This window comes from Streptomyces muensis, assembly GCF_021474425.1.
Taxonomy (GTDB): domain Bacteria; phylum Actinomycetota; class Actinomycetes; order Streptomycetales; family Streptomycetaceae; genus Streptomyces; species Streptomyces muensis.
The window spans coordinates 1-20,485 of the sequence record NZ_JAKEIP010000150.1 but is presented as its reverse complement, the minus strand read 5'-3'; the positions used below and the strand labels follow the sequence as shown (position 1 = coordinate 20,485).

The following is a 20,485-nucleotide window of genomic DNA, read 5'->3' as shown; positions in this document are numbered from 1 at the left end:
CACCCGGCCCCGCCCCATGCCCACCGGCAGGATCAGGCTCGGCAGTCCCCGCCCCCGGCTGCGCATGGTCGGCCTGGCCCTGACCCTCGTCCTGGCCGTCTTCGTCGTACGGCTGCTCCAGGTGCAGGGCGTCGACGCGAGCACCTACGCCGCCAAGGCCGAGAAGAACCGGTACGTGGGCTACACCCTGGCCGCCGAGCGCGGCGGCATCACCGACCGCAACGGTGTGGCGCTCGCGGCCAGCGTGGACGCGTACGACATCACGGCCGACCCCACCCTGTTCTCCCGTGAGCAGCTGAAGATCGACGACGGCCCCGAGCAGGCGGCCGCCCTCCTCGCGCCGATCCTCGGCCAGGAGCCGGAGAAGATCGTCCACAAGCTCCGGCCCGCCAACAAGAACCTGCGCTACACCCTGCTGGCCAGCCGGCAGACCCCGCAGGTCTGGAAGCAGATCAAGGACCTGAAGAGCGCGCTGGCCACCAAGGCCGAGAGCGACAAGAGCACGGTCAACGTCCTCGCGGGCGTCCTGTCGGTCGCCAGCAGCAAGCGCGTCTACCCGAACGGCGATCTCGCCGCCGGGATACTGGGCTGGGTCAACGCCGACGGCAAGGGCGGCGGCGGCATCGAGCAGCAGCTGAACAAGCAGCTGTCCGGCAAGGACGGCGAGATCCGCTACGCCCAGTCCGGCGGCCGCCAGGTCCCCACCGTCGGCTCCACCGAGACGCCCGCCGTGCCCGGCAGCGACGTCGAGCTCACCATCGACCGCGACATCCAGTGGGCCGCGCAGAACGCGATCACCAAGCAGGTGCAGGAGTCCAAGGCGGACCGCGGCTATGTGATCGTCCAGGACACCCGCACCGGCGAGATCCTCGCCATGGCCAACTCGCCCGGCTTCGACCCGAACGACCTCTCCGCGGCCAGCAGCGCCAACATGGGCAACGCGGCCGTCCAGGACGCCTTCGAGCCCGGCTCCACCGCCAAGGTCATGTCGATGGCCGCCGTACTGGAGGAGGGCGTGGCCACGCCCGGCACGCATGTCATCGTGCCCAACCGGCTGCACCGCGGCGACCGGCTCTTCAAGGACGACATCGACCACGACACCTGGTTCCTCACGCTCAACGGCGTGCTCGCCAAGTCCAGCAACATCGGCACCATCCTGGCCACCGGCCAGCTGGGCAAGACCCAGCGGGAGGCCAACAAGGTCCTCTACGACTATCTGCGCAAGTTCGGCCTCGGCAGCTACACCGGCCTCGGCTTCCCCGGCGAGACCCCGGGCATCCTGGCGGCACCGGACAAGTGGTCGACGTCGCAGCAGTACACGATTCCTTTCGGCCAGGGCCTGTCCCTCAACGCGATGCAGGCGGCCTCGATCTACTCGACGATCGCCAACGGCGGCGTCCGCGTCGAACCCACGCTCGTACGCGGCACCGAGGGGCCCGACGGAAAGTTCACCGAGGCCCCGAAGCCCGAGAAGAACCGGGTGATCAGCGCCAAGACGGCGAAGACCCTCGCCCAGATGCTGGAGTCGGTCGTGGACGACCGGGAGGGCACCGGCACCAAGGCGCGCATCCCCGGCTACCGGGTCGCGGGCAAGACGGGTACGGCGAACCGAGTGGATCCGGCCACCGGCAAGTACCGCGGCTACACGTCGTCGTTCGCCGGCTTCGCACCCGCGGACAAGCCCCGTGTCACGGTGTACTGCGCCATCCAGAACGCCACCCAGGGCAACTACTTCGGCGGCCAGATCTGCGGACCCATCTACAAGCAGGTGATGGAGTTCGCCCTGAAGACCCTCCAGGTCCCGCCGACCGGGGCCAAGCCCGCCAAGCTCCCGGTCGCCTTCAACTGACCACCGACCCTGACCACCCTGATCAGCACCGAGCAGCCAGGAAACACCTCGTGACAACGATCACTCCCGACCCCGGGAACCAGGGCACGCCCCGCCCCTCACTTCGCTCCCGGGCCGGTGCGCCCGGTACGCTCACCGCCGTGCCACACGCTGATCAGTCCCAAACCACCCAGAAGGGGCATCCCGTGACGTATCCCGGGCCGCCCAGGCCGGTGCAGCTCTCCGCCACACCCCTCGCGGAACTCGCCGACCAGCTGGGTGCCGCCGCGCCGGACCGCGCGGACGCCGCCGTAGCGGTCACGGGCATCACCCATGACTCGCGCGCCGTCCGCCCCGGCGATCTGTACGCCGCTCTCCCGGGCGCCCGCCTGCACGGCGCCGACTTCGTCACGCAGGCCGCGGGCCTCGGCGCGGTCGCCGTGCTGACCGACCCGACCGGCGCCGAGCGCGCCGCTGTGACCGGACTGCCGGTCCTGGTCGTCGAGGACCCGCGCGGGCAGATGGGTGAACTGGCGGCCACGATCTACGGCCACCCCGGCCGCGACCTCCTCCAGATCGGCATCACCGGCACCTCCGGCAAGACCACCACCGCGTATCTCGTCGAGGGCGCCCTCAAGACCGCCCGGTCGACCGGGCTGATCGGCACGGTCGAGATGCGCATCGGCGACGAGCGCATCAAGTCCGAGCGCACCACACCCGAAGCCACCGACCTCCAGGCCCTGTTCGCCGTCATGCGCGAACGCGGCGTGGAGGCCGTCGCCATGGAGGTCTCCAGCCACGCGCTGGTCCTCGGCCGGGTCGACGGCTGCGTCTTCGACATCGCCGTCTTCACCAACCTCAGCCCGGAACACATGGAGTTCCACTCCGACATGGAGGACTACTTCGGGGCCAAGGCACAGCTGTTCACCCCGAAACGCAGCAGGCTCGGCGTCGTCAACCTCGACGACGAGTACGGCCGCAGGCTGGTCAAGGAAGCCGGCGTCCCGGTCGTCACCTACTCCGCCGAGGGCCACCCCGACGCCGACTGGCGGGCCGAGGACGTGACCATCGGCCCGATGGACTCGACGTTCACCGTGATCGGACCCAAGGGCGAGCGGATCGCCGCCAGGTCGCCGATCGCCGGCCCCTTCAACGTGGCGAACACCCTCGCCGCCATCACCGCCCTGGCCGCCGCAGGCCTCGACGTCCAGGCCGCCGCCGACGGCATCGCCGCCGTGCCGGGCGTGCCGGGCCGCCTCGAGCGCGTGGACGCCGGGCAGCCGTATCTCGCGGTCGTGGACTACGCCCACAAGACCGACGCCGTCGAATCGGTGCTCAAGGCGCTGCGCAAGGTCACCGAGGGCAGGCTGCACGTCGTGCTCGGCTGCGGCGGCGACCGGGACGTGACCAAGCGCGAGCCGATGGGCGCGGCCGCCGCCCGGCTCGCCGACACCGCCGTACTGACCTCCGACAACCCCCGATCCGAGGACCCCCTCGCGATCCTCGCAACCATGCTCCAGGGCGCGGCGTCCGTACCGGCACACGAGCGTGGCGAGGTCCAGGTCTTCGAGGACCGGGCCGCCGCCATCGCCGCGGCCGTGGCGCGCGCCGAGCCGGGCGACACCGTGCTGGTCGCGGGCAAGGGCCATGAGCAGGGCCAGGACATCGCCGGAGTGGTCCGTCCCTTCGACGACCGCCAGGTGCTGCGCGAAGCTATCCAGAAGACCCAGGGATGAACTTGTGATCGCCCTCTCTCTCGCCGAGATCGCAGAAGTCGTCGGCGGGCAGACGCACGACATACCGGATCCGTCCGTCCAGGTCACCGGACCGGTCGTCCGGGACTCCCGTGAAGTGGAACCCGGCACCCTCTTCGCCGCCTTCGTCGGCGAGCGCGTGGACGGCCACGACTTCGCCGAGAAGGTCGTCGCGGCGGGCGCGGTCGCCGTACTGGCGTCGCGTCCCGTCGGCGTTCCCGCGATCGTCGTGGCCGACGTCCAGACGGCCCTCGGCGCCCTCGCCCGGCATGTCGTACGCCGGCTCGGCGCGACCCTCGTGGCCCTGACCGGCTCGGCGGGCAAGACCAGCACCAAGGACCTGATCGCCCAGGTGCTGCGCAGCAAGGCGCCGACGGTGTTCACGCCGGGTTCGCTCAACAACGAGATCGGGCTGCCGCTGACCGCCCTCAGCGCCACCGAGGAGACCAGGTTCCTCGTCCTGGAGATGGGCGCCCGCGGCATCGGCCACATCCGCTACCTCGCCGATCTGACGCCGCCGAGGATCGGCCTGGTGCTCAACGTCGGCACCGCCCACATCGGCGAGTTCGGCGGCCGCGAGCAGATCGCGCAGGCCAAGGGCGAGCTGGTGGAGAGCCTGCCGGCGGCGGCGGAGGGCGGCGCGGCGATCCTGAACGCCGACGATCCCCTCGTACGGGCCATGGCGTCCCGTACGAAGGCGAAGGTGATCCTTTTCGGAGAGTCCGGCGAAGCGGACGTACGCGCCGAGAACGTGCGACTCACGGACAGCGGACAGCCCTCCTTCATGCTTCACACACCCTCCGGGTGCAGCGATGTGACCATGCGCCTGTACGGTGAGCACCACGTGTCGAACGCGCTCGCCGCGGCCGCCGTCGCCCATGAGCTGGGCATGTCCGCGGAAGAGATCGCCACCGCGCTCTCCGAGGCGGGCTCCCTCTCCCGCTGGCGGATGGAGGTCACCGAGCGCCCGGACGGCGTGACGGTCGTCAACGACGCCTACAACGCGAACCCCGAGTCCATGCGAGCCGCTCTGCGTGCGCTCGCGGCCATGGGCAAGGGACGCCGTACGTGGGCGGTGCTCGGCAAGATGGCCGAGCTCGGGGACGAGGCGCTCGCCGAGCACGACGCGGTCGGACGGCTCGCCGTCCGGCTCAACGTCAGCAAGCTCGTCGCGGTCGGGGGCAGGGAAGCGTCCTGGCTGCAACTGGGCGCATATAACGAGGGTTCGTGGGGTGAGGAGTCGGTGCACGTGTCCGACGCACAGGCGGCGGTCGACCTGTTGCGCAGCGAGTTGCGCCCGGGGGACGTCGTGCTCGTGAAGGCGTCCCGTTCGGTCGGTCTGGAGAGCGTCGCCGAGGCGCTGCTCGCGGGCGGCACCGAGGGTGAGGTCGCCGCCCGATGATGAATCAGATCCTGTTCTCAGGAGTCATTGGCCTCTTCCTGACGCTGGTCGGCACCCCGCTGCTGATCAAGCTGCTGGCCCGCAAGGGCTACGGCCAGTACATCCGGGACGACGGCCCGCGCGAGCACCACAGCAAGCGCGGTACGCCGACGATGGGCGGTATCGCTTTCATCCTGGCGACGATCGCCGCGTACTTCCTGTCCAAGCTGATCACCGGCAAGCCGCCGACGTTCTCCGGCATCCTGGTGCTCGGTCTGATGGCGGGCATGGGCCTGGTCGGCTTCCTGGACGACTACATCAAGATCGTCAAGCGCCGCTCGCTGGGTCTGCGGGCCAAGGCCAAGATGGCCGGCCAGCTGCTCGGCGGTATCGCCTTCGCGGTGCTCTCGCTGCAGTTCGCGGACAACCGCGGCAACACCCCGGCCTCCACCAAGCTCTCCTTCGTGCAGGACTTCGGCTGGTCCATCGGCCCGGTGCTGTTCGTCGTCTGGGCGCTGTTCATGATCCTCGCTATGTCGAACGGCGTGAACCTGACCGACGGTCTGGACGGCCTCGCCACCGGCGCCTCCGTGCTCGTCTTCGGCGCCTACACGTTCATCGGCGTCTGGCAGTTCCAGGAGTCCTGCGCCAACGCGCAGACGCTGGCCTACGCGGGCGCCTGCTACGAAGTGCGAGATCCTCTCGACCTCGCCGTCGTCTCCTCGGCACTGATGGGCGCCTGCCTCGGCTTCCTGTGGTGGAACACGTCGCCCGCCAAGATCTTCATGGGCGACACCGGTTCGCTGGCCCTCGGCGGCGCGCTCGCCGGTCTCGCCATCTGCTCGCGCACCGAGCTGCTGCTCGCCATCCTCGGCGGCCTGTTCGTCCTGATCACCATGTCGGTGGTCATCCAGGTCGGCTCCTTCCGCCTCACCGGAAAGCGCGTCTTCCGCATGGCGCCACTCCAGCACCACTTCGAACTCAAGGGCTGGTCCGAAGTCCTTGTGGTGGTCCGTTTCTGGATCATCCAGGGCATCTGTGTGATCGTCGGACTGGGTCTCTTCTACGCGGGATGGGCAGCGGACAAGTGACCGACTGGCAGGGGAAGAACGTCACCGTCGCGGGACTCGGCGTCTCCGGGATCCCGGCGGCCAAGGTGCTGCACGCGCGCGGGGCGAACGTCACGGTCGTCAACGACGGCGACGACGCACGCGCGCGTGCCCAGGCCGCCGAACTGGAGGCGCTGGGCATCACCGTCCGCCTCGGCGACGGCGCGACCCTGCCCGAAGGCACCGAACTCATCGTCACCGCACCCGGCTGGAAGCCCGACAAGCCGCTGTTCGCGGCGGCTCACGAGGCGGGCGTCCCGGTCTGGGGCGACGTGGAGCTCGCCTGGCGGCTGCGCGGTCCGGACGCCGCGCCCTGGCTCGCCGTCACCGGCACCAACGGCAAGACCACGACCGTCCAGATGCTCGCCGCCATCCTCGAGGCGGCGGGCCTGCGCACGGCCGCCGTCGGCAACATCGGCGTCTCCCTCCTCGACGTGGTGCTCGGCGAGGAGCAGTACGACGTCCTCGCCGTGGAGTTGTCCAGCTACCAGCTGCACTGGGCGCCCTCGCTGCGGGCGCACTCCGCGGCCGTGCTGAACCTCGCCCCCGACCACCTCGACTGGCACGGCTCGATGGAGGCCTACGCGCGCGACAAGGGCCGTATCTACGAGGGCAATCGCGTCGCCTGCGTCTACAACGTCGCCGACAAGGCCACCGAGGACCTGGTGCGCGAGGCCGACGTCGAGGAGGGCTGCCGGGCCATCGGCTTCACCCTCGGCACCCCGGGCCCGTCCCAACTCGGCGTCGTCGAGGGCATCCTGGTCGACCGCGCCTTCGTCGAGAACCGGCAGAAGAACGCCCAGGAGCTCGCCGAGGTCGCCGACGTCAACCCGCCTGCCCCGCACAACATCGCCAACGCCCTTGCGGCGGCGGCCCTCGCCCGGGCCTACGGCGTGCCCGCCAAGGCCGTACGCGACGGCCTGCGCGCCTTCACCCCGGACGCCCACCGCATCGCGCATGTGGCGGACCTGGACGGGGTCGCGTACGTCGACGACTCCAAGGCCACCAACACCCACGCGGCACAGGCCTCGTTGGCGGCGTACGAGTCCGTCGTGTGGATCGCGGGCGGGCTCGCCAAGGGCGCCGTCTTCGACGAGCTGGTCGCCAAGTCGGCCGAGCGGCTGCGCGCCGTCGTGCTGATCGGCGCCGATCGCGCCCTCATCCGTGAAGCCCTCGCGCGACACGCGCCGGAAGTACCCGTCGTCGACCTCGACCGGACCGACACTGGGGCGATGCTCGCGGCGGTCCAGGAGGCCAAGCGGCTCGCCGAGCCCGGCGACACGGTGCTGCTTGCCCCGGCCTGTGCCTCGATGGACATGTTCGTCAACTACAACCAGCGCGGTGACGTGTTCGCGGAGGCGGTTCGCGAACTCGGCGCGGGCGCCTGACGCCGGGTCTCGGCCACTGCGGGTGCTTCGGGACCCTTGGAGGGACGCGTGACTCGGATGTGGCCGGACGGTACGTACTCCCACGGCGAGGCGGTGGGCGCCGATGCCCGGTAGCCGTACGGGACGACCCCCTGTTCAGCGCGCCGTCCGGCGCCCCGTCGCTCCCCGGCCCTCACCGCACGACAGCGCCGTACGCCGGCTCTACATCCGGCTGAACCGGGCCTGGGACCGGCCGCTGACCGCGTACTACCTGATCCTCGGCGGCAGCCTGCTGATCACCGTGCTCGGTCTGGTGATGGTCTACTCGGCCTCCCAGATCACCGCCCTGCAGATGTCGCTGCCGGGGTCGTACTTCTTCCGCAAGCAGCTGCTGGCCGCGGTGATCGGCGCCGGGCTGCTGTTCGCCGCCTCGCGGATGCCGGTGAAGCTGCACCGGGCACTGGCCTACCCGATCCTCGCCGGAGCCGTCTTCCTGATGGCGCTGGTCCAGGTCCCCGGGATAGGAGTCGCGGTCAACGGCAACCAGAACTGGATCGCCCTCGGCGGCTCCTTCCAGATCCAGCCCAGCGAGTTCGGCAAGCTCGCGCTGGTGCTCTGGGGCGCTGACCTGATCGCCCGCAAAGAGGACAAGAAGCTGCTGACGCAGTGGAAGCACATGCTGGTCCCGCTCGTGCCGGTCGCCTTCATGCTGCTCGGGCTGATCATGCTCGGCGGCGACATGGGTACGGCGATCATCCTCTCGGCGATCCTGTTCGGCCTGCTGTGGCTGGCCGGGGCGCCGACCCGGCTGTTCGTGGGGGTCCTGTCGGTGGCCGGTCTGATCGGCCTGCTCCTGATCAAGACCAGCGAGAACCGCATGGCCCGTCTGCAGTGCCTCGGCGCCACCGAGCCCCAGGCGGGCCCCGTCGACTGCTGGCAGGCCGTGCACGGGATCTACGCGCTCGCCTCGGGCGGAATCTTCGGCTCCGGGCTGGGTGCGAGCGTGGAGAAATGGGGCCAACTACCCGAAGCCCACACCGACTTCATCTTCGCCGTCACCGGTGAGGAACTGGGCCTGGCGGGGACGCTGTCGGTGCTCGCCCTGTTCGCGGCTCTAGGCTATGCGGGTATCCGCGTGGCCGGACGTACGGAGGACCGCTTCGTCAGGTATGCCGCGGGAGGTGTGACCACCTGGATCACCGCGCAAGCCGTGATCAACATCGGTGCGGTGCTCGGCCTGCTGCCGATCGCCGGCGTCCCCCTCCCGCTGTTCTCCTACGGAGGATCCGCCCTGCTGCCGACCATGTTCGCCATCGGGCTGCTGATCGCGTTCGCGCGCGACGAGCCCGCTGCGCGGGCAGCGCTTTCCGTGCGGCAACCCCGCTTTGGTAGAAAGCGTGCGGGAGGCGCCGGCTCCGGCCGGGCGCCTCGGAGATGGAACACGATGCGACGGCGTGCCTCGGCGGCGCGTTCGTCCGGAGAGCGGTGAATTTCGGTGCATGTCGTACTCGCCGGTGGGGGGACCGCCGGCCACATCGAGCCCGCGCTCGCCCTCGCGGACGCCCTGCGCAGGCAGGACCCGACCGTGGGGATCACGGCCCTGGGCACGGAGCGCGGCCTGGAGACCAAGCTCGTCCCGCAGCGGGGCTACGAGCTCGCGCTGATCCCCGCCGTGCCGCTGCCGCGCAAGCCCACGCCCGAACTGATCACCGTCCCGGGCCGGCTGCGCGGCACGATCAAGGCGGCCGAGCAGATCCTGGAGCGCACCAAGGCGGACGCCGTCGTCGGCTTCGGCGGCTATGTCGCCCTGCCCGGCTACCTCGCCGCCAAGCGCCTCGGTGTGCCGATCGTCATCCACGAGGCCAACGCCCGCCCGGGCCTGGCCAACAAGATCGGTTCGCGGTACGCCGCCCAGGTCGCCGTCTCCACCCCGGACAGCAAGCTCCGCAACTCGCGCTACATCGGCATCCCGCTGCGCCGCACCATCGCCACCCTCGACCGGGCCGCCGTCCGCCCCGAGGCCCGCGCCGCCTTCGGCCTCGACCCGAACCTGCCCACGCTGCTGGTCTCCGGCGGCTCGCAGGGCGCGCGCCGCCTCAACGAGGTCGTCCAGCAGGTCGCGCCCTGGCTCCAGCAGGCCGGAATCCAGATCCTGCACGCGGTCGGCCCGAAGAACGAACTGCCGCAGGTGCACCAGATGCCGGGAATGCCCCCGTACATCCCGGTACCGTACGTGGACCGGATGGACCTCGCGTACGCCGCGGCCGACATGATGCTCTGCCGCGCGGGCGCGATGACCGTCGCCGAACTCTCCGCCGTCGGACTCCCGGCCGCCTATGTCCCGCTGCCCATCGGCAACGGCGAACAGCGGCTCAACGCCCAGCCGGTGGTCAAGGCCGGCGGCGGACTGCTGGTCGACGACGCGGAACTCACGCCCGAGTGGGTGCAGCAGAACGTCCTGCCCGTGCTCGCCGACCCGCACCGGCTGTACGAGATGTCCCGCGCCGCAAGCGAGTTCGGCCGCCGGGACGCCGACGACCTGCTCGTCGGCATGGTGTACGAGGCCATTGCCTCGCATCGCCGCTAGGAACGTATGACGGAGGGCAGGGAGCGTGGCCGGACCGACGACCGCGGAACGCGGTGAACGCCAGCAGGAGTCGTCCGACCCGCCCCTCGCCCGGCGGCGGCTGAGGCCGACCCCGAGACTTCGTACGATCATCATTCTTCTCGTGGTGCTCGTCCTGCTCGCCGCGGGCTCCATCTGGCTGCTGTACGGCTCCAAATGGCTGCGCGTCGAGCGCGTATCCGTCTCCGGGACCCAGGTGCTGACGCCCGAACAGGTCCAGGAGGTGGCCGACGTCCCGGTGGGCGCCCCGCTGATTTCCGTCGACACCGACGCCATTGAGGCGCGGCTGCGTCGGGAATTGCCCCGAATTGACGTGGTTGACGTGGTTCGCTCCTGGCCGCATGGAATCAGCCTTAAAGTGGCGGAGCGCACTCCGGTTCTGATTGTCCAAAAGGACGGAAAGTTCGTCGAAGTGGACAAGGAAGGCGTCCGTTTCGCCACGGTTTCTCAGGCTCCGAAAGGCGTTCCCGCGCTGGAATTGACGGTGTCCCGGTCGAGCTCCGCCGCCGCGAGCCTGCGCCGCTTCGGGGAGAGCCGTCTGGTGCGGGAGGCGGTGCGCGTCGCCCGTGCCCTTCCGGACGCCGTCGCGCGCGACACCCAGGTCGTCAAGGTCCGTTCCTACGACGACATCTCACTGGCTTTGACCGGCGGACGAACCGTCGCCTGGGGGAGTGGCGAGAAGGGGGCGGCGAAGGCTCGCACACTCACCGCTCTCATGAAAGCCTCGCCGGACGCGCGGTACTTCGATGTCGGCGTTCCCACCGCGCCTGCGTCATCAGGGAGTTGACGCACATCCGCGCAGGCCAGCACCCTGGTTGGGCAGCGACACGGCTGATCACATAGGGTGAAAAGAAAAACGGGAGGTTCGGCGTGTTCGTTGAACGTGCGCCACTTGTCGACTTAGTGTCCTGTTCAGAAGACTTCAAGGAACAGACACACTGGTAACCCTAAACTTCAGGGTTAGGGTTCGGGTCGGCGCTACGGACCGTCCCATTCGGCATCAGTCGCGGTTCACGAAGCACAGCCTCTCGTGATCCGACGACCCGTAACTCGAGGCGAGAGGCCTTCGACGTGGCAGCACCGCAGAACTACCTCGCAGTCATCAAAGTCATCGGTGTCGGCGGCGGTGGTGTCAATGCCATCAACCGGATGATCGAGGTCGGTCTCAAGGGCGTCGAGTTCATCGCCATCAACACCGACGCGCAAGCTCTGTTGATGAGCGACGCCGACGTCAAGCTCGACGTCGGCCGTGAACTCACCCGCGGACTCGGCGCCGGAGCCAACCCGGCCGTCGGCCGCAAGGCCGCCGAGGACCACCGCGAGGAGATCGAAGAGGTCCTCAAGGGGGCCGACATGGTCTTCGTGACGGCCGGTGAAGGCGGCGGCACCGGGACCGGCGGCGCGCCCGTCGTGGCCAACATCGCCCGCTCGCTCGGTGCCCTCACCATCGGTGTGGTCACGCGCCCGTTCACCTTCGAGGGACGGCGCCGCGCCAACCAGGCCGAGGACGGCATCGCCGAGCTCCGCGAAGAGGTCGACACCCTCATCGTCATCCCGAACGACCGCCTGCTGTCCATCTCGGACCGCCAGGTCTCGGTCCTGGACGCCTTCAAGTCGGCCGACCAGGTCCTGCTCTCCGGTGTCCAGGGCATCACCGACCTCATCACCACCCCCGGTCTCATCAACCTCGACTTCGCCGACGTCAAGTCGGTCATGTCCGAGGCCGGTTCGGCCCTCATGGGCATCGGCTCGGCCCGCGGCGACGACCGCGCCGTGGCCGCGGCGGAGATGGCGATCTCCTCGCCGCTGCTGGAAGCCTCCATCGACGGCGCCCGGGGCGTGCTGCTCTCCATCTCCGGCGGCTCCGACCTCGGCCTGTTCGAGATCAACGAGGCCGCCCAGCTGGTCAGCGAGGCCGCCCACCCCGAGGCCAACATCATCTTCGGCGCGGTCATCGACGACGCCCTCGGCGACGAGGTCCGGGTCACCGTGATCGCGGCCGGCTTCGACGGGGGCCAGCCGCCGGCCCGCCGGGACAACGTCCTCGGTTCGACCTCGTCGTCGTCCTCCTCCTCTTCCCCTTCCGCGTCCCCGGCCCGCCGCGAGGAGCCCACTCCGGTACGGCCGGCCGAGAGCCGCCCGTCCTTCGGCTCGCTCGGCAGCGTCACGCCGAAGGAGGAGCCCGAGTCCGCACCCGAGCCGGTGAACGACATCCCGGTCGCCCCGCCGGTCCCGCCGTCGCGGACCTACGCCGACAGCGCGGCGGAGGAGCTGGACGTTCCGGACTTCCTTAAGTGATCCTTCAGGCGTGATAGGACAGCGCGACACCGTGAGCGGCGCGCACTTCGCCTTCACCGACCGGTGGGGCGGGGTGAGCGCCGCTCCGTATGAGGAGCTCAACCTCGGCGGGGCCGTCGGCGACGACAGCGACGCCGTACTGACCAACCGCGAACTCGCCGCCAAGTCCCTGGGGCTCGGTCCGGGCGAGGTCGTCTGGATGAACCAGGTGCACGGGGCGGACGTCGTCGTGGTCGACGGACCCTGGCGTGACCGTCCGGTGCCCGAGGTCGACGCGATCGTCACCGCCCGGCGGGGGCTGGCCCTCGCGGTCCTCACCGCCGACTGCGTCCCGGTCCTGCTGGCCGACCCGGTCGCCGGGGTCGTCGGCGCGGCCCACGCGGGGCGGCCCGGCATGATCGCCGGGGTCGTCCCCGCAGCGCTACGCGCGATGACGGACCTGGGTGCCGAGCCGTCCCGGATCGTCGCCCGCACCGGCCCCGCCGTCTGCGGACGGTGCTATGAGGTGCCCGAGGCGATGCGCGCCGAAGTGGCCGCCGTCGAGCCGACGGCGTACGCCGAGACGAGTTGGGGCACGCCCGCGGTGGACGTGGCCGCCGGAGTGCACGCCCAGCTCGGGCGCCTCGGGGTGCGCGACCGGGAGCAGTCGCCGGTCTGCACGCTTCAGTCGCGCGACCACTTCTCGTACCGCCGCGACCGCACCACCGGTCGGCTCGCGGGCTATGTATGGCTGGACTGAATGGACATGACGGACCGTAAGGACGAACTCGCCGCGAACCTGGCGAAGGTGGAGGACCGCATCGCCGCGGCGTGCGCGGCGGCCGGGCGCGCCCGCGAGGAGGTGACCCTGATCGTGGTCACCAAGACCTATCCCGCGAGCGATGTGCGGATGCTGGCGGAGCTCGGTGTGCGCCATGTCGCCGAGAACCGTGACCAGGACGCGGCACCGAAGGCCGCCGAATGCTCGGATCTGCCCCTTGCGTGGCACTTTGTCGGCCAGCTGCAGACCAACAAAGTGCGATCTGTGGTCGGTTACGCGGATCTCGTGCAGTCCGTCGATCGTTCCAAGCTGGTGACGGCCCTGTCGAAGGAGGCCGTACGGCAGGGGCGTGAGGTCGGCTGCCTCGTCCAGGTGGCGCTGGACGCGGGAGCGAGCGGGCGGGGCGAGAGGGGTGGTGTGGCGCCGGGCGGGATCGAGGAGTTGGCCGGCCTCGTCGCGAAGGCCCCCGGGCTCCGGCTCGACGGGCTCATGACCGTGGCGCCGCTCAGCGGGGAGTACGCGGGGCGCCAACAGGCGGCGTTCGAGCGGTTGATGGATTTGTCGACGGACCTGCGCCGAGCTCATCCGGCTGCGAACATGGTCTCGGCAGGGATGAGTGCGGATCTCGAAGAGGCTGTGGCGGCCGGTGCGACACATGTGCGCGTCGGCACCGCGGTACTCGGAGTCCGCCCCGGGCTCGGGTAACGTCGCCAGGAAGTCGGACCACAGTAGAAAATATGGTCAATATCGCCGAAAGGCGGGCGTAACGACCGCGTGGATCGCGGGCACTTGGCAGTCGATCCACCACAGAGCGGAGGACTCAGAGCATGGCCGGCGCGATGCGCAAGATGGCGGTCTACCTCGGCCTCGTGGAGGACGATGGGTACGACGGCCGGGGGTTCGACCCCGATGACGACTTCGAGCCCGAACTGGACCCGGAGCCCGAGCGGGACCATCGACGGCACGACCCGTCCCACCAGTCGCACAGTGCACACCAGTCCCAAAGGGACGAAGAGGTGCGAATCGTACAGCCGCCCGCGCCGCGTGAACCCGTGGCCCGATCGACTTCGCTACCCGCGGAATCCGGCCGTCCGGCGCGCATCGCGCCCGTGGCGTCCATCACACAAGAACGCGCAAGCCTGGAGAAGAACGCACCGGTGATCATGCCCAAGGTCGTGTCGGAACGAGAGCCGTACCGGATCACCACACTTCACCCTCGGACCTACAACGAGGCCCGTACCATCGGGGAACACTTCCGTGAAGGCACCCCGGTGATCATGAATCTGACTGAGATGGATGACACAGACGCGAAGCGACTTGTCGACTTTGCGGCGGGTTTGGTGTTTGGTCTTCACGGCAGCATCGAGCGGGTGACGCAGAAGGTGTTCCTGTTGTCGCCTGCTAACGTCGATGTCACGGCGGAGGACAAGGCCCGTATCGCAGAGGGCGGGTTCTTCAACCAGAGCTGAGACGCACCACCGGAAACAACAGCACGGATCAGGGAACAGGGGAGAGGGAAGCACCAGTCATGAGCGTGGTCTTGCAGGTTCTCTACATCGCGCTGATGGTGTTCCTCATCGTGCTGATCTTCCGGTTGGTCATGGACTACGTCTTCCAGTTCGCCCGCTCGTGGCAACCCGGCAAGGCGATGGTGGTCGTTCTGGAGGCCACCTACACTGTCACTGATCCACCGCTCAAGCTTCTGCGGCGGGTCATCCCGCCGCTGCGTCTCGGGGGCGTGGCGCTCGACCTGTCCTTCTTCGTACTGATGATCATCGTCTACATCCTGATCACGCTCGTGCGGAGCGCGATGTGAGCGATGTGACAGATACGGTCTTGCCGACTGCCGACGACAACGTTGAGGTGAAGAGATGCCGTTGACCCCCGAGGACGTGCGGAACAAGCAGTTCACGACCGTCCGCCTCCGAGAAGGCTATGACGAGGACGAGGTCGATGCCTTCCTCGATGAGGTCGAAGCCGAACTGACGCGACTGCTCCGCGAGAACGAGGACCTGCGCGCCAAGCTGGCCGCGGCCACGCGCGCGGCTGCGCAGAACCAGCAGAACATGCGCAAGCCCCCGGAGGGTCCCGGCGGTCCGCAGGACCAGCAGCAGGGCGGCATGCCTCAGCAGGGCATGCGCGGTCCCGGCGCTCCTGTTCCCGCCGGCATATCGGGCCCGCCGCAGCAGCAGATGGGCGGCCCCATGGGAGGCCCGCCCCAGCTGCCCAGCGGTGCTCCGCAGCTGCCCGCCGGTCCCGGCGGTCAGGGTGGCCCGCAGGGTCCCGGTCCGATGGGCCAGGGTCCGGGGCCGATGGGCCAGCCCCCGATGCAGCAGCAGATGGGTGGCCCGATGGGCGGTCCGATGGGTGGCCCCGGCCCCATGGGCGGCCCGGGTCAGGGTGGTCCCGGTGGCGACAGCGCCGCCCGTGTCCTCTCGCTGGCCCAGCAGACCGCCGACCAGGCGATTGCCGAGGCTCGTTCCGAGGCCAACAAGATCGTCGGCGAGGCGCGTTCGCGTGCCGAGGGTCTTGAGCGTGACGCTCGTGCCAAGGCCGACGCCCTGGAGCGGGACGCGCAGGAGAAGCATCGTGTCGCGATGGGCTCCCTGGAGTCCGCCCGCGCCACGCTGGAGCGCAAGGTCGAGGACCTGCGCGGCTTCGAGCGCGAGTACCGCACGCGGCTGAAGTCCTACCTCGAGTCCCAGCTGCGCCAGCTGGAGACCCAGGCGGACGACTCGCTCGCCCCGCCGCGCACTCCGGCCGCCGCGTCGCTCCCGCCGTCCCCGGCGCCTTCCATGGCTCCGGCCGGTGCGAGTGCCCCGTCGTACGGCGGCAACCAGACGATGGGCGGCGCCCCGTCTCCGGCTGCTCCGTCCTACGGCGGTCAGCAGCAGATGTCCCCGGCGATGACCCAGCCCATGGCACCGGTCCGGCCGCAGGGTCCGTCCCCGATGGGCCAGGCTCCGTCGCCGATGCGCGGGTTCCTCATCGACGAGGACGACAACTGACGGTTGGTAGTACGCCGTAGGCGTCGGCAGCGTTCAGGGCGGGGCCCCGGATTTCGATCCGGGGCCCCGCCCTTTTGCTACGCGTGTTCACGGGGTTTGCGGTGTTTGTTCGGAAGTGGCCGGGGTGTCCTACGGACACAACGCCGAAGGCCCGGACCACCGAGAATTTTTCGGGGCCCGGGCCTTCGAGGTGCCCGGCGTTGGGGCTGGGGGGTGGGTCGCGCAGCCCGGCGCTTGCGGGGTGCCGCCCGCGCCCACCCGTGCCGCCCCAGCGGCACGACTGCCCGCGGGCTGAGTGGGCTGCTGCGCCGGCTGGGCAGCCGATGGTGGTGAAGCCGACCTGAGGGGCGCGGGGAACTGCGCGACCAGCCAGGCACCGCCCGCAGACGCAGAACGAGCGGGCCTGGCAGATGCGACCGCGCCCCCGGCGGAGCGCTACGCCTTACGCAGACGGAACGTCAGGGTCAGGCCCTCGTCCTCGAACGGGGAGCCGTAGCTGTCGTCCGCCTCGCCCTGGGCGAAGTCCGTGGCGAGGACCTCGTCGGCGATCAGGCCCGCGTGCTCGGACAGAGCCGCGATCACCGCGGGGTCCGTCGCCGTCCACCGCAGGGCGATCCGGTCGGCCACGTCCAGGCCGCTGTTCTTGCGGGCCTCCTGGATCAGACGGATCGCGTCACGGGCCAGGCCGGCCCGGCGCAGCTCCTCCGTGATCTCCAGGTCCAGGGCGACCGTCGCGCCCGAGTCGGATGCCACCGACCAGCCCTCGCGCGGGGTCTCCGTGATGATCACCTCGTCGGGAGCGAGGGTGATCGTCTCGCCCTCGACCTCCACCGACGCCGTGCCCTCGCGCAGGGCAAGGGACAGCGCGGCCGCGTCCGCGTTCGCGACGGCCTTCGCCACGTCCTGGACGCGCTTGCCGAACCGCTTGCCCAGGGCGCGGAAGTTGGCCTTGGCGGTGGTGTCCACCAGGCTGCCGCCCACCTCGGACAGCGACGCCAGCGACGAGACGTTCAGCTCTTCCGTGATCTGCGTGTGCAGCTCGGGGTCGAGGTTCTCGAAGCCGGCGACCGCCACCAGCGCACGGGACAGCGGCTGACGCGTCTTGACGCCAGACTCCGCGCGCGTGGCACGGCCCAGCTCGACCAGCCGGCGGACCAGGACCATCTGCTTGGACAGCTCCGGGTCGATCGCCGACAGGTCCGCCTCCGGCCAGGACGTCAGGTGCACCGACTCCGGGGCGTCCGGGCTCACCGGGACGATCAGGTCCTGCCAGACCCGCTCGGTGATGAACGGGGTCAGCGGGGCCATCAGCTTGGTGACCGTCTCCACGACCTCGTGCAGCGTGCGCAGCGCCGCCTTGTCGCCCTGCCAGAAGCGGCGGCGCGAGCGGCGGACGTACCAGTTGGACAGGTCGTCGACGAACGCCGAGAGCAGCTTGCCGGCGCGCTGGGTGTCGTACGCCTCCAGGGACTGGGTCACCTGGTCGGTCAGCGCGTGCAGCTCGGACAGGAGCCAGCGGTCCAGGACCGGGCGGTCGGCCGGGGCCGGGTCGGCGGCGGACGGCGCCCAGTTCGACGTACGGGCGTACAGGGCCTGGAAGGCGACCGTGTTCCAGTAGGTGAGGAGGGTCTTCCTCACCACCTCCTGGATCGTGCCGTGGCCCACGCGGCGTGCCGCCCACGGGGAGCCGCCGGCCGCCATGAACCAGCGCACCGCGTCCGCGCCGTGCTGATCCATCAGCGGGATCGGCTGCAGGATGTTGCCCAGGTGCTTGGACATCTTGCGGCCGTCCTCGGCCAGGATGTGGCCGAGGCAGACGACGTTCTCGTACGACGACTTGTCGAAGACCAGCGTGCCGATCGCCATCAGCGTGTAGAACCAGCCTCGCGTCTGGTCGATGGCCTCGCTGATGAACTGCGCCGGGTAGCGGCTCTCGAACAGCTCCTTGTTCTTGTACGGGTAGCCCCACTGTGCGAACGGCATCGAGCCCGAGTCGTACCAGGCGTCGATGACCTCGGGCACGCGCGTGGCCGTCTTCTCGCACTGGGGGCAGGCGAAGGTGACGTCGTCGATGAACGGGCGGTGCGGGTCGAGGCCCGACTGGTCGGTGCCGGTCAGCTCGGTGAGCTCCGCGCGGGAGCCGACGCAGGTGAGGTGGTCGTCCTCGCAGCGCCAGATCGGCAGCGGGGTGCCCCAGTAGCGGTTGCGGGACAGCGCCCAGTCGATGTTGTTGTTCAGCCAGTCGCCGTACCGGCCGTGTTTGACCGTGTCCGGGAACCAGTTGGTGTTCTCGTTCTCCTCGAGGAGGCGGTCCTTGATGGCGGTGGTGCGGATGTACCAGGACGGCTGCGCGTAGTAGAGCAGCGCGGTGTGGCAGCGCCAGCAGTGCGGGTAGCTGTGCTCGTAGGCGATGTGCTTGAAGAGCCGGCCGCGCTGCTGGAGGTCCTCGGTGAGCTTTTCGTCGGCCTTCTTGAAGAAGACGCCGCCGACCAGCGGGACGTCCTCCTCGAAGGTGCCGTCCGGGCGGACCGGGTTCACGACGGGCAGGTCGTAGGCGCGGCAGACCTTGAGGTCGTCCTCACCGAAGGCGGGGGACTGGTGGACCAGACCCGTGCCGTCCTCGGTGGTGACGTACTCGGCGTTGACCACGAAGTGGGCGGGGGCCGGGAACTCGACCAGCTCGAACGGGCGCTGATACGTCCAGCGCTCCATCTCGGCGCCGGTGAAGGACTGGCCGGTGGTCTCCCAGCCCTCGCCGAGGGCCTTGGCGAGCAGCGGCTCGGCGACGACGAGCTTCTCCTCGCCGTTGGTCGCGACGACGTAGGCGACGTCGGGGTGGGCGGCCACGGCGGTGTTGGAGACGAGGGTCCAGGGGGTGGTCGTCCACACCAGGAGCGCGGCCTCGCCGGCGAGCGGGCCGGAGGTGAGCGGGAAGCGGACGTACACGGACGGGTCCACGACCGTCTCGTAGCCCTGGGCCAGCTCGTGGTCGGACAGGCCGGTGCCGCAGCGGGGGCACCAGGGGGCGACGCGGTGGTCCTGGACCAGCAGGCCCTTGTTGAAGATCTCCTTGAGCGACCACCAGACGGACTCGATGTACTCGGGCTCCATCGTGACGTAGGCGTCGTTCAGGTCGACCCAGTAGCCCATGCGGTTGGTGAGGGCTTCGAAGGCGTCGGTGTGGCGCAGCACGGACTCGCGGCACTTGGCGTTGAACTCGGCGATGCCGAACGCCTCGATGTCCTTCTTGCCGCTGAAGCCGAGCTCCTTCTCGACGGTCAGCTCGACCGGGAGGCCGTGGCAGTCCCAGCCGGCCTTGCGGGCCACGTGGTAGCCGCGCATGGTGCGGAAGCGGGGGAAGACGTCCTTGAAGACGCGGGCCTCGATGTGGTGGGCGCCGGGCATGCCGTTGGCGGTGGGCGGGCCCTCGTAGAACACCCACTCGGGGCGGCCCTCGGACTGCTCCAGGCTCTTGGCGAAGATCTTCTGCTCGCGCCAGAAGTCGAGCACGGCGTGCTCGAGGGCGGGCAGGTCGACCTGGGCGGGTACCTGGCGGTACGTCGGCGTTGTCATCAGCGGGCTTCCTCCGGCGGACTTGCTGCCTTCCGTCCGGAGGGACGAGAGCCGTGTCTTCCTTACGCCGGTTTCGGCGCGCTCCCGCGGTACCACCCTCCTTGGCCCTCCGACGCGGGGTGTGCGTCGGCGAGCCCCCTCATTGGGGTCGCGAGCCGGTTCTACTCGCCGCTGCGTCCTGGCTTCGCCTTGGCTGCGGCTTTCTTCCGGCGGCTCCGGGGTGATCTTCACGTCGCGCTCGCCCCCGGGCTTCCACCGTCCCCGGGTCGCTCTGGGCTGCGTACGTCGCTACTCGTCCCCATCCACGCTTTTCGCTCCGCCCAGTGTACGGCGCCGCGGGGACAGTGGCCGACCGGATTTTCCGTGGCCGGGGGCGGCCGTGTCGGGCCGGCTCAGGTGACCCGAATGGATCGGTACGCGTGTTCGGATTCTGGGACGTCCGGCTCGATTGCATACCCGGCGGGGAGCTGGGCACAACGGTTGCAGGTCTCCCGCGCTGCATGCGCGAGGCGGGCGAATCGGGCGGTGTGCCCCGTTGCCGCGGGACTCAAGTCGATTTATCGTCCCAGCACGATTCGCGAGCAAGATCACAATATGTGAAGGGGCCGCGGCATGGTGGCGAAAAAGACCGCCGTACAGCAGTCGGCGTCGGGCAGGTCCATCCATGCGGGCGCCTCCGGCGGGGTGGGGGCTGGGGCCCCGCCCCCCCCCCCCCGCCGCGCGGGCGGGGGGGGGGGGGGGGGGGCCCCCCCCGGGGCCCCCCGCCGAACTCGGCATGGAC

General features: G+C 69.9%; 15 protein-coding genes. 14 read left to right on the top strand and 1 reads right to left on the bottom strand.

Annotated features, from left to right (window positions below):
- Positions 1-16: 16 nt before the first annotated feature.
- From L0P92_RS28600 to L0P92_RS28535, 14 genes are all read left to right on the top strand, one after another.
- Positions 17-1,849: a peptidoglycan D,D-transpeptidase FtsI family protein gene (locus L0P92_RS28600; protein ID WP_234765940.1), complete on the top strand. Its 1,833-nt coding sequence runs from the start codon at positions 17-19 to the stop codon at positions 1,847-1,849.
- Positions 1,850-2,034: 185 nt separating this feature from the next.
- Positions 2,035-3,564 carry a UDP-N-acetylmuramoyl-L-alanyl-D-glutamate--2,6-diaminopimelate ligase gene (locus L0P92_RS28595; protein WP_234765939.1) on the top strand — a complete coding sequence of 510 codons (1,530 nt, stop codon included), beginning with the start codon at positions 2,035-2,037 and terminating at the stop codon, positions 3,562-3,564.
- Positions 3,565-3,568: 4 nt separating this feature from the next.
- Positions 3,569-4,984 (top strand): UDP-N-acetylmuramoyl-tripeptide--D-alanyl-D-alanine ligase, encoded by a 1,416-nt coding sequence (locus L0P92_RS28590; protein ID WP_234765938.1) that lies wholly within the window; start codon positions 3,569-3,571, stop codon positions 4,982-4,984.
- On the top strand, positions 4,981-6,054 hold the full coding sequence (gene mraY / locus L0P92_RS28585; RefSeq protein WP_234765937.1) for a phospho-N-acetylmuramoyl-pentapeptide-transferase: 1,074 nt from the start codon (positions 4,981-4,983) through the stop codon (positions 6,052-6,054). The genes L0P92_RS28590 and mraY overlap by 4 nt, the downstream gene beginning before the upstream one ends.
- Positions 6,036-7,460, top strand: coding sequence for a UDP-N-acetylmuramoyl-L-alanine--D-glutamate ligase (gene murD, locus L0P92_RS28580; protein ID WP_234765936.1), 1,425 nt, complete (start codon positions 6,036-6,038; stop codon positions 7,458-7,460). Before mraY ends, murD begins: the two co-directional genes overlap by 19 nt.
- Positions 7,461-7,563: 103 nt before the next feature.
- Positions 7,564-8,928, top strand: coding sequence for a putative lipid II flippase FtsW (ftsW, locus tag L0P92_RS28575; RefSeq protein WP_234765935.1), 1,365 nt, complete (start codon positions 7,564-7,566; stop codon positions 8,926-8,928).
- Between the two features lie 6 nt (positions 8,929-8,934).
- Complete coding sequence (gene murG / locus L0P92_RS28570) at positions 8,935-10,026, top strand: undecaprenyldiphospho-muramoylpentapeptide beta-N-acetylglucosaminyltransferase (RefSeq protein ID WP_234765934.1); 1,092 nt, start codon at positions 8,935-8,937, stop codon at positions 10,024-10,026.
- 25 nt (positions 10,027-10,051) lie between these two features.
- Positions 10,052-10,852 (top strand): cell division protein FtsQ/DivIB, encoded by an 801-nt coding sequence (locus L0P92_RS28565; protein ID WP_234765933.1) that lies wholly within the window; start codon positions 10,052-10,054, stop codon positions 10,850-10,852.
- A gap of 284 nt (positions 10,853-11,136) precedes the next feature.
- Positions 11,137-12,363: a cell division protein FtsZ gene (gene ftsZ, locus L0P92_RS28560; protein ID WP_234765932.1), complete on the top strand. Its 1,227-nt coding sequence runs from the start codon at positions 11,137-11,139 to the stop codon at positions 12,361-12,363.
- 10 nt (positions 12,364-12,373) lie between these two features.
- The gene (gene pgeF / locus L0P92_RS28555) at positions 12,374-13,102 is read left to right on the top strand and encodes a peptidoglycan editing factor PgeF (RefSeq protein ID WP_234765931.1); all 729 of its coding nucleotides are present in this window, start codon (positions 12,374-12,376) and stop codon (positions 13,100-13,102) included.
- Between the two features lie 6 nt (positions 13,103-13,108).
- On the top strand, positions 13,109-13,828 hold the full coding sequence (locus L0P92_RS28550; protein WP_234765930.1) for a YggS family pyridoxal phosphate-dependent enzyme: 720 nt from the start codon (positions 13,109-13,111) through the stop codon (positions 13,826-13,828).
- Between the two features lie 122 nt (positions 13,829-13,950).
- Positions 13,951-14,592, top strand: coding sequence for a cell division protein SepF (locus tag L0P92_RS28545; RefSeq protein WP_234765929.1), 642 nt, complete (start codon positions 13,951-13,953; stop codon positions 14,590-14,592).
- 59 nt (positions 14,593-14,651) lie between these two features.
- Positions 14,652-14,939: a YggT family protein gene (locus L0P92_RS28540; protein WP_004001943.1), complete on the top strand. Its 288-nt coding sequence runs from the start codon at positions 14,652-14,654 to the stop codon at positions 14,937-14,939.
- A 55-nt stretch (positions 14,940-14,994) separates the two neighbouring features.
- Complete coding sequence (locus L0P92_RS28535) at positions 14,995-16,131, top strand: DivIVA domain-containing protein (protein ID WP_234765928.1); 1,137 nt, start codon at positions 14,995-14,997, stop codon at positions 16,129-16,131.
- Positions 16,132-16,566: 435 nt separating this feature from the next.
- On the opposite strand, the gene ileS is transcribed toward L0P92_RS28535, so the two are convergent.
- Complete coding sequence (gene ileS, locus L0P92_RS28530; RefSeq protein ID WP_234765927.1) at positions 16,567-19,704, bottom strand: isoleucine--tRNA ligase; 3,138 nt, start codon at positions 19,702-19,704, stop codon at positions 16,567-16,569.
- Positions 19,705-20,485 lie beyond the last annotated feature (781 nt).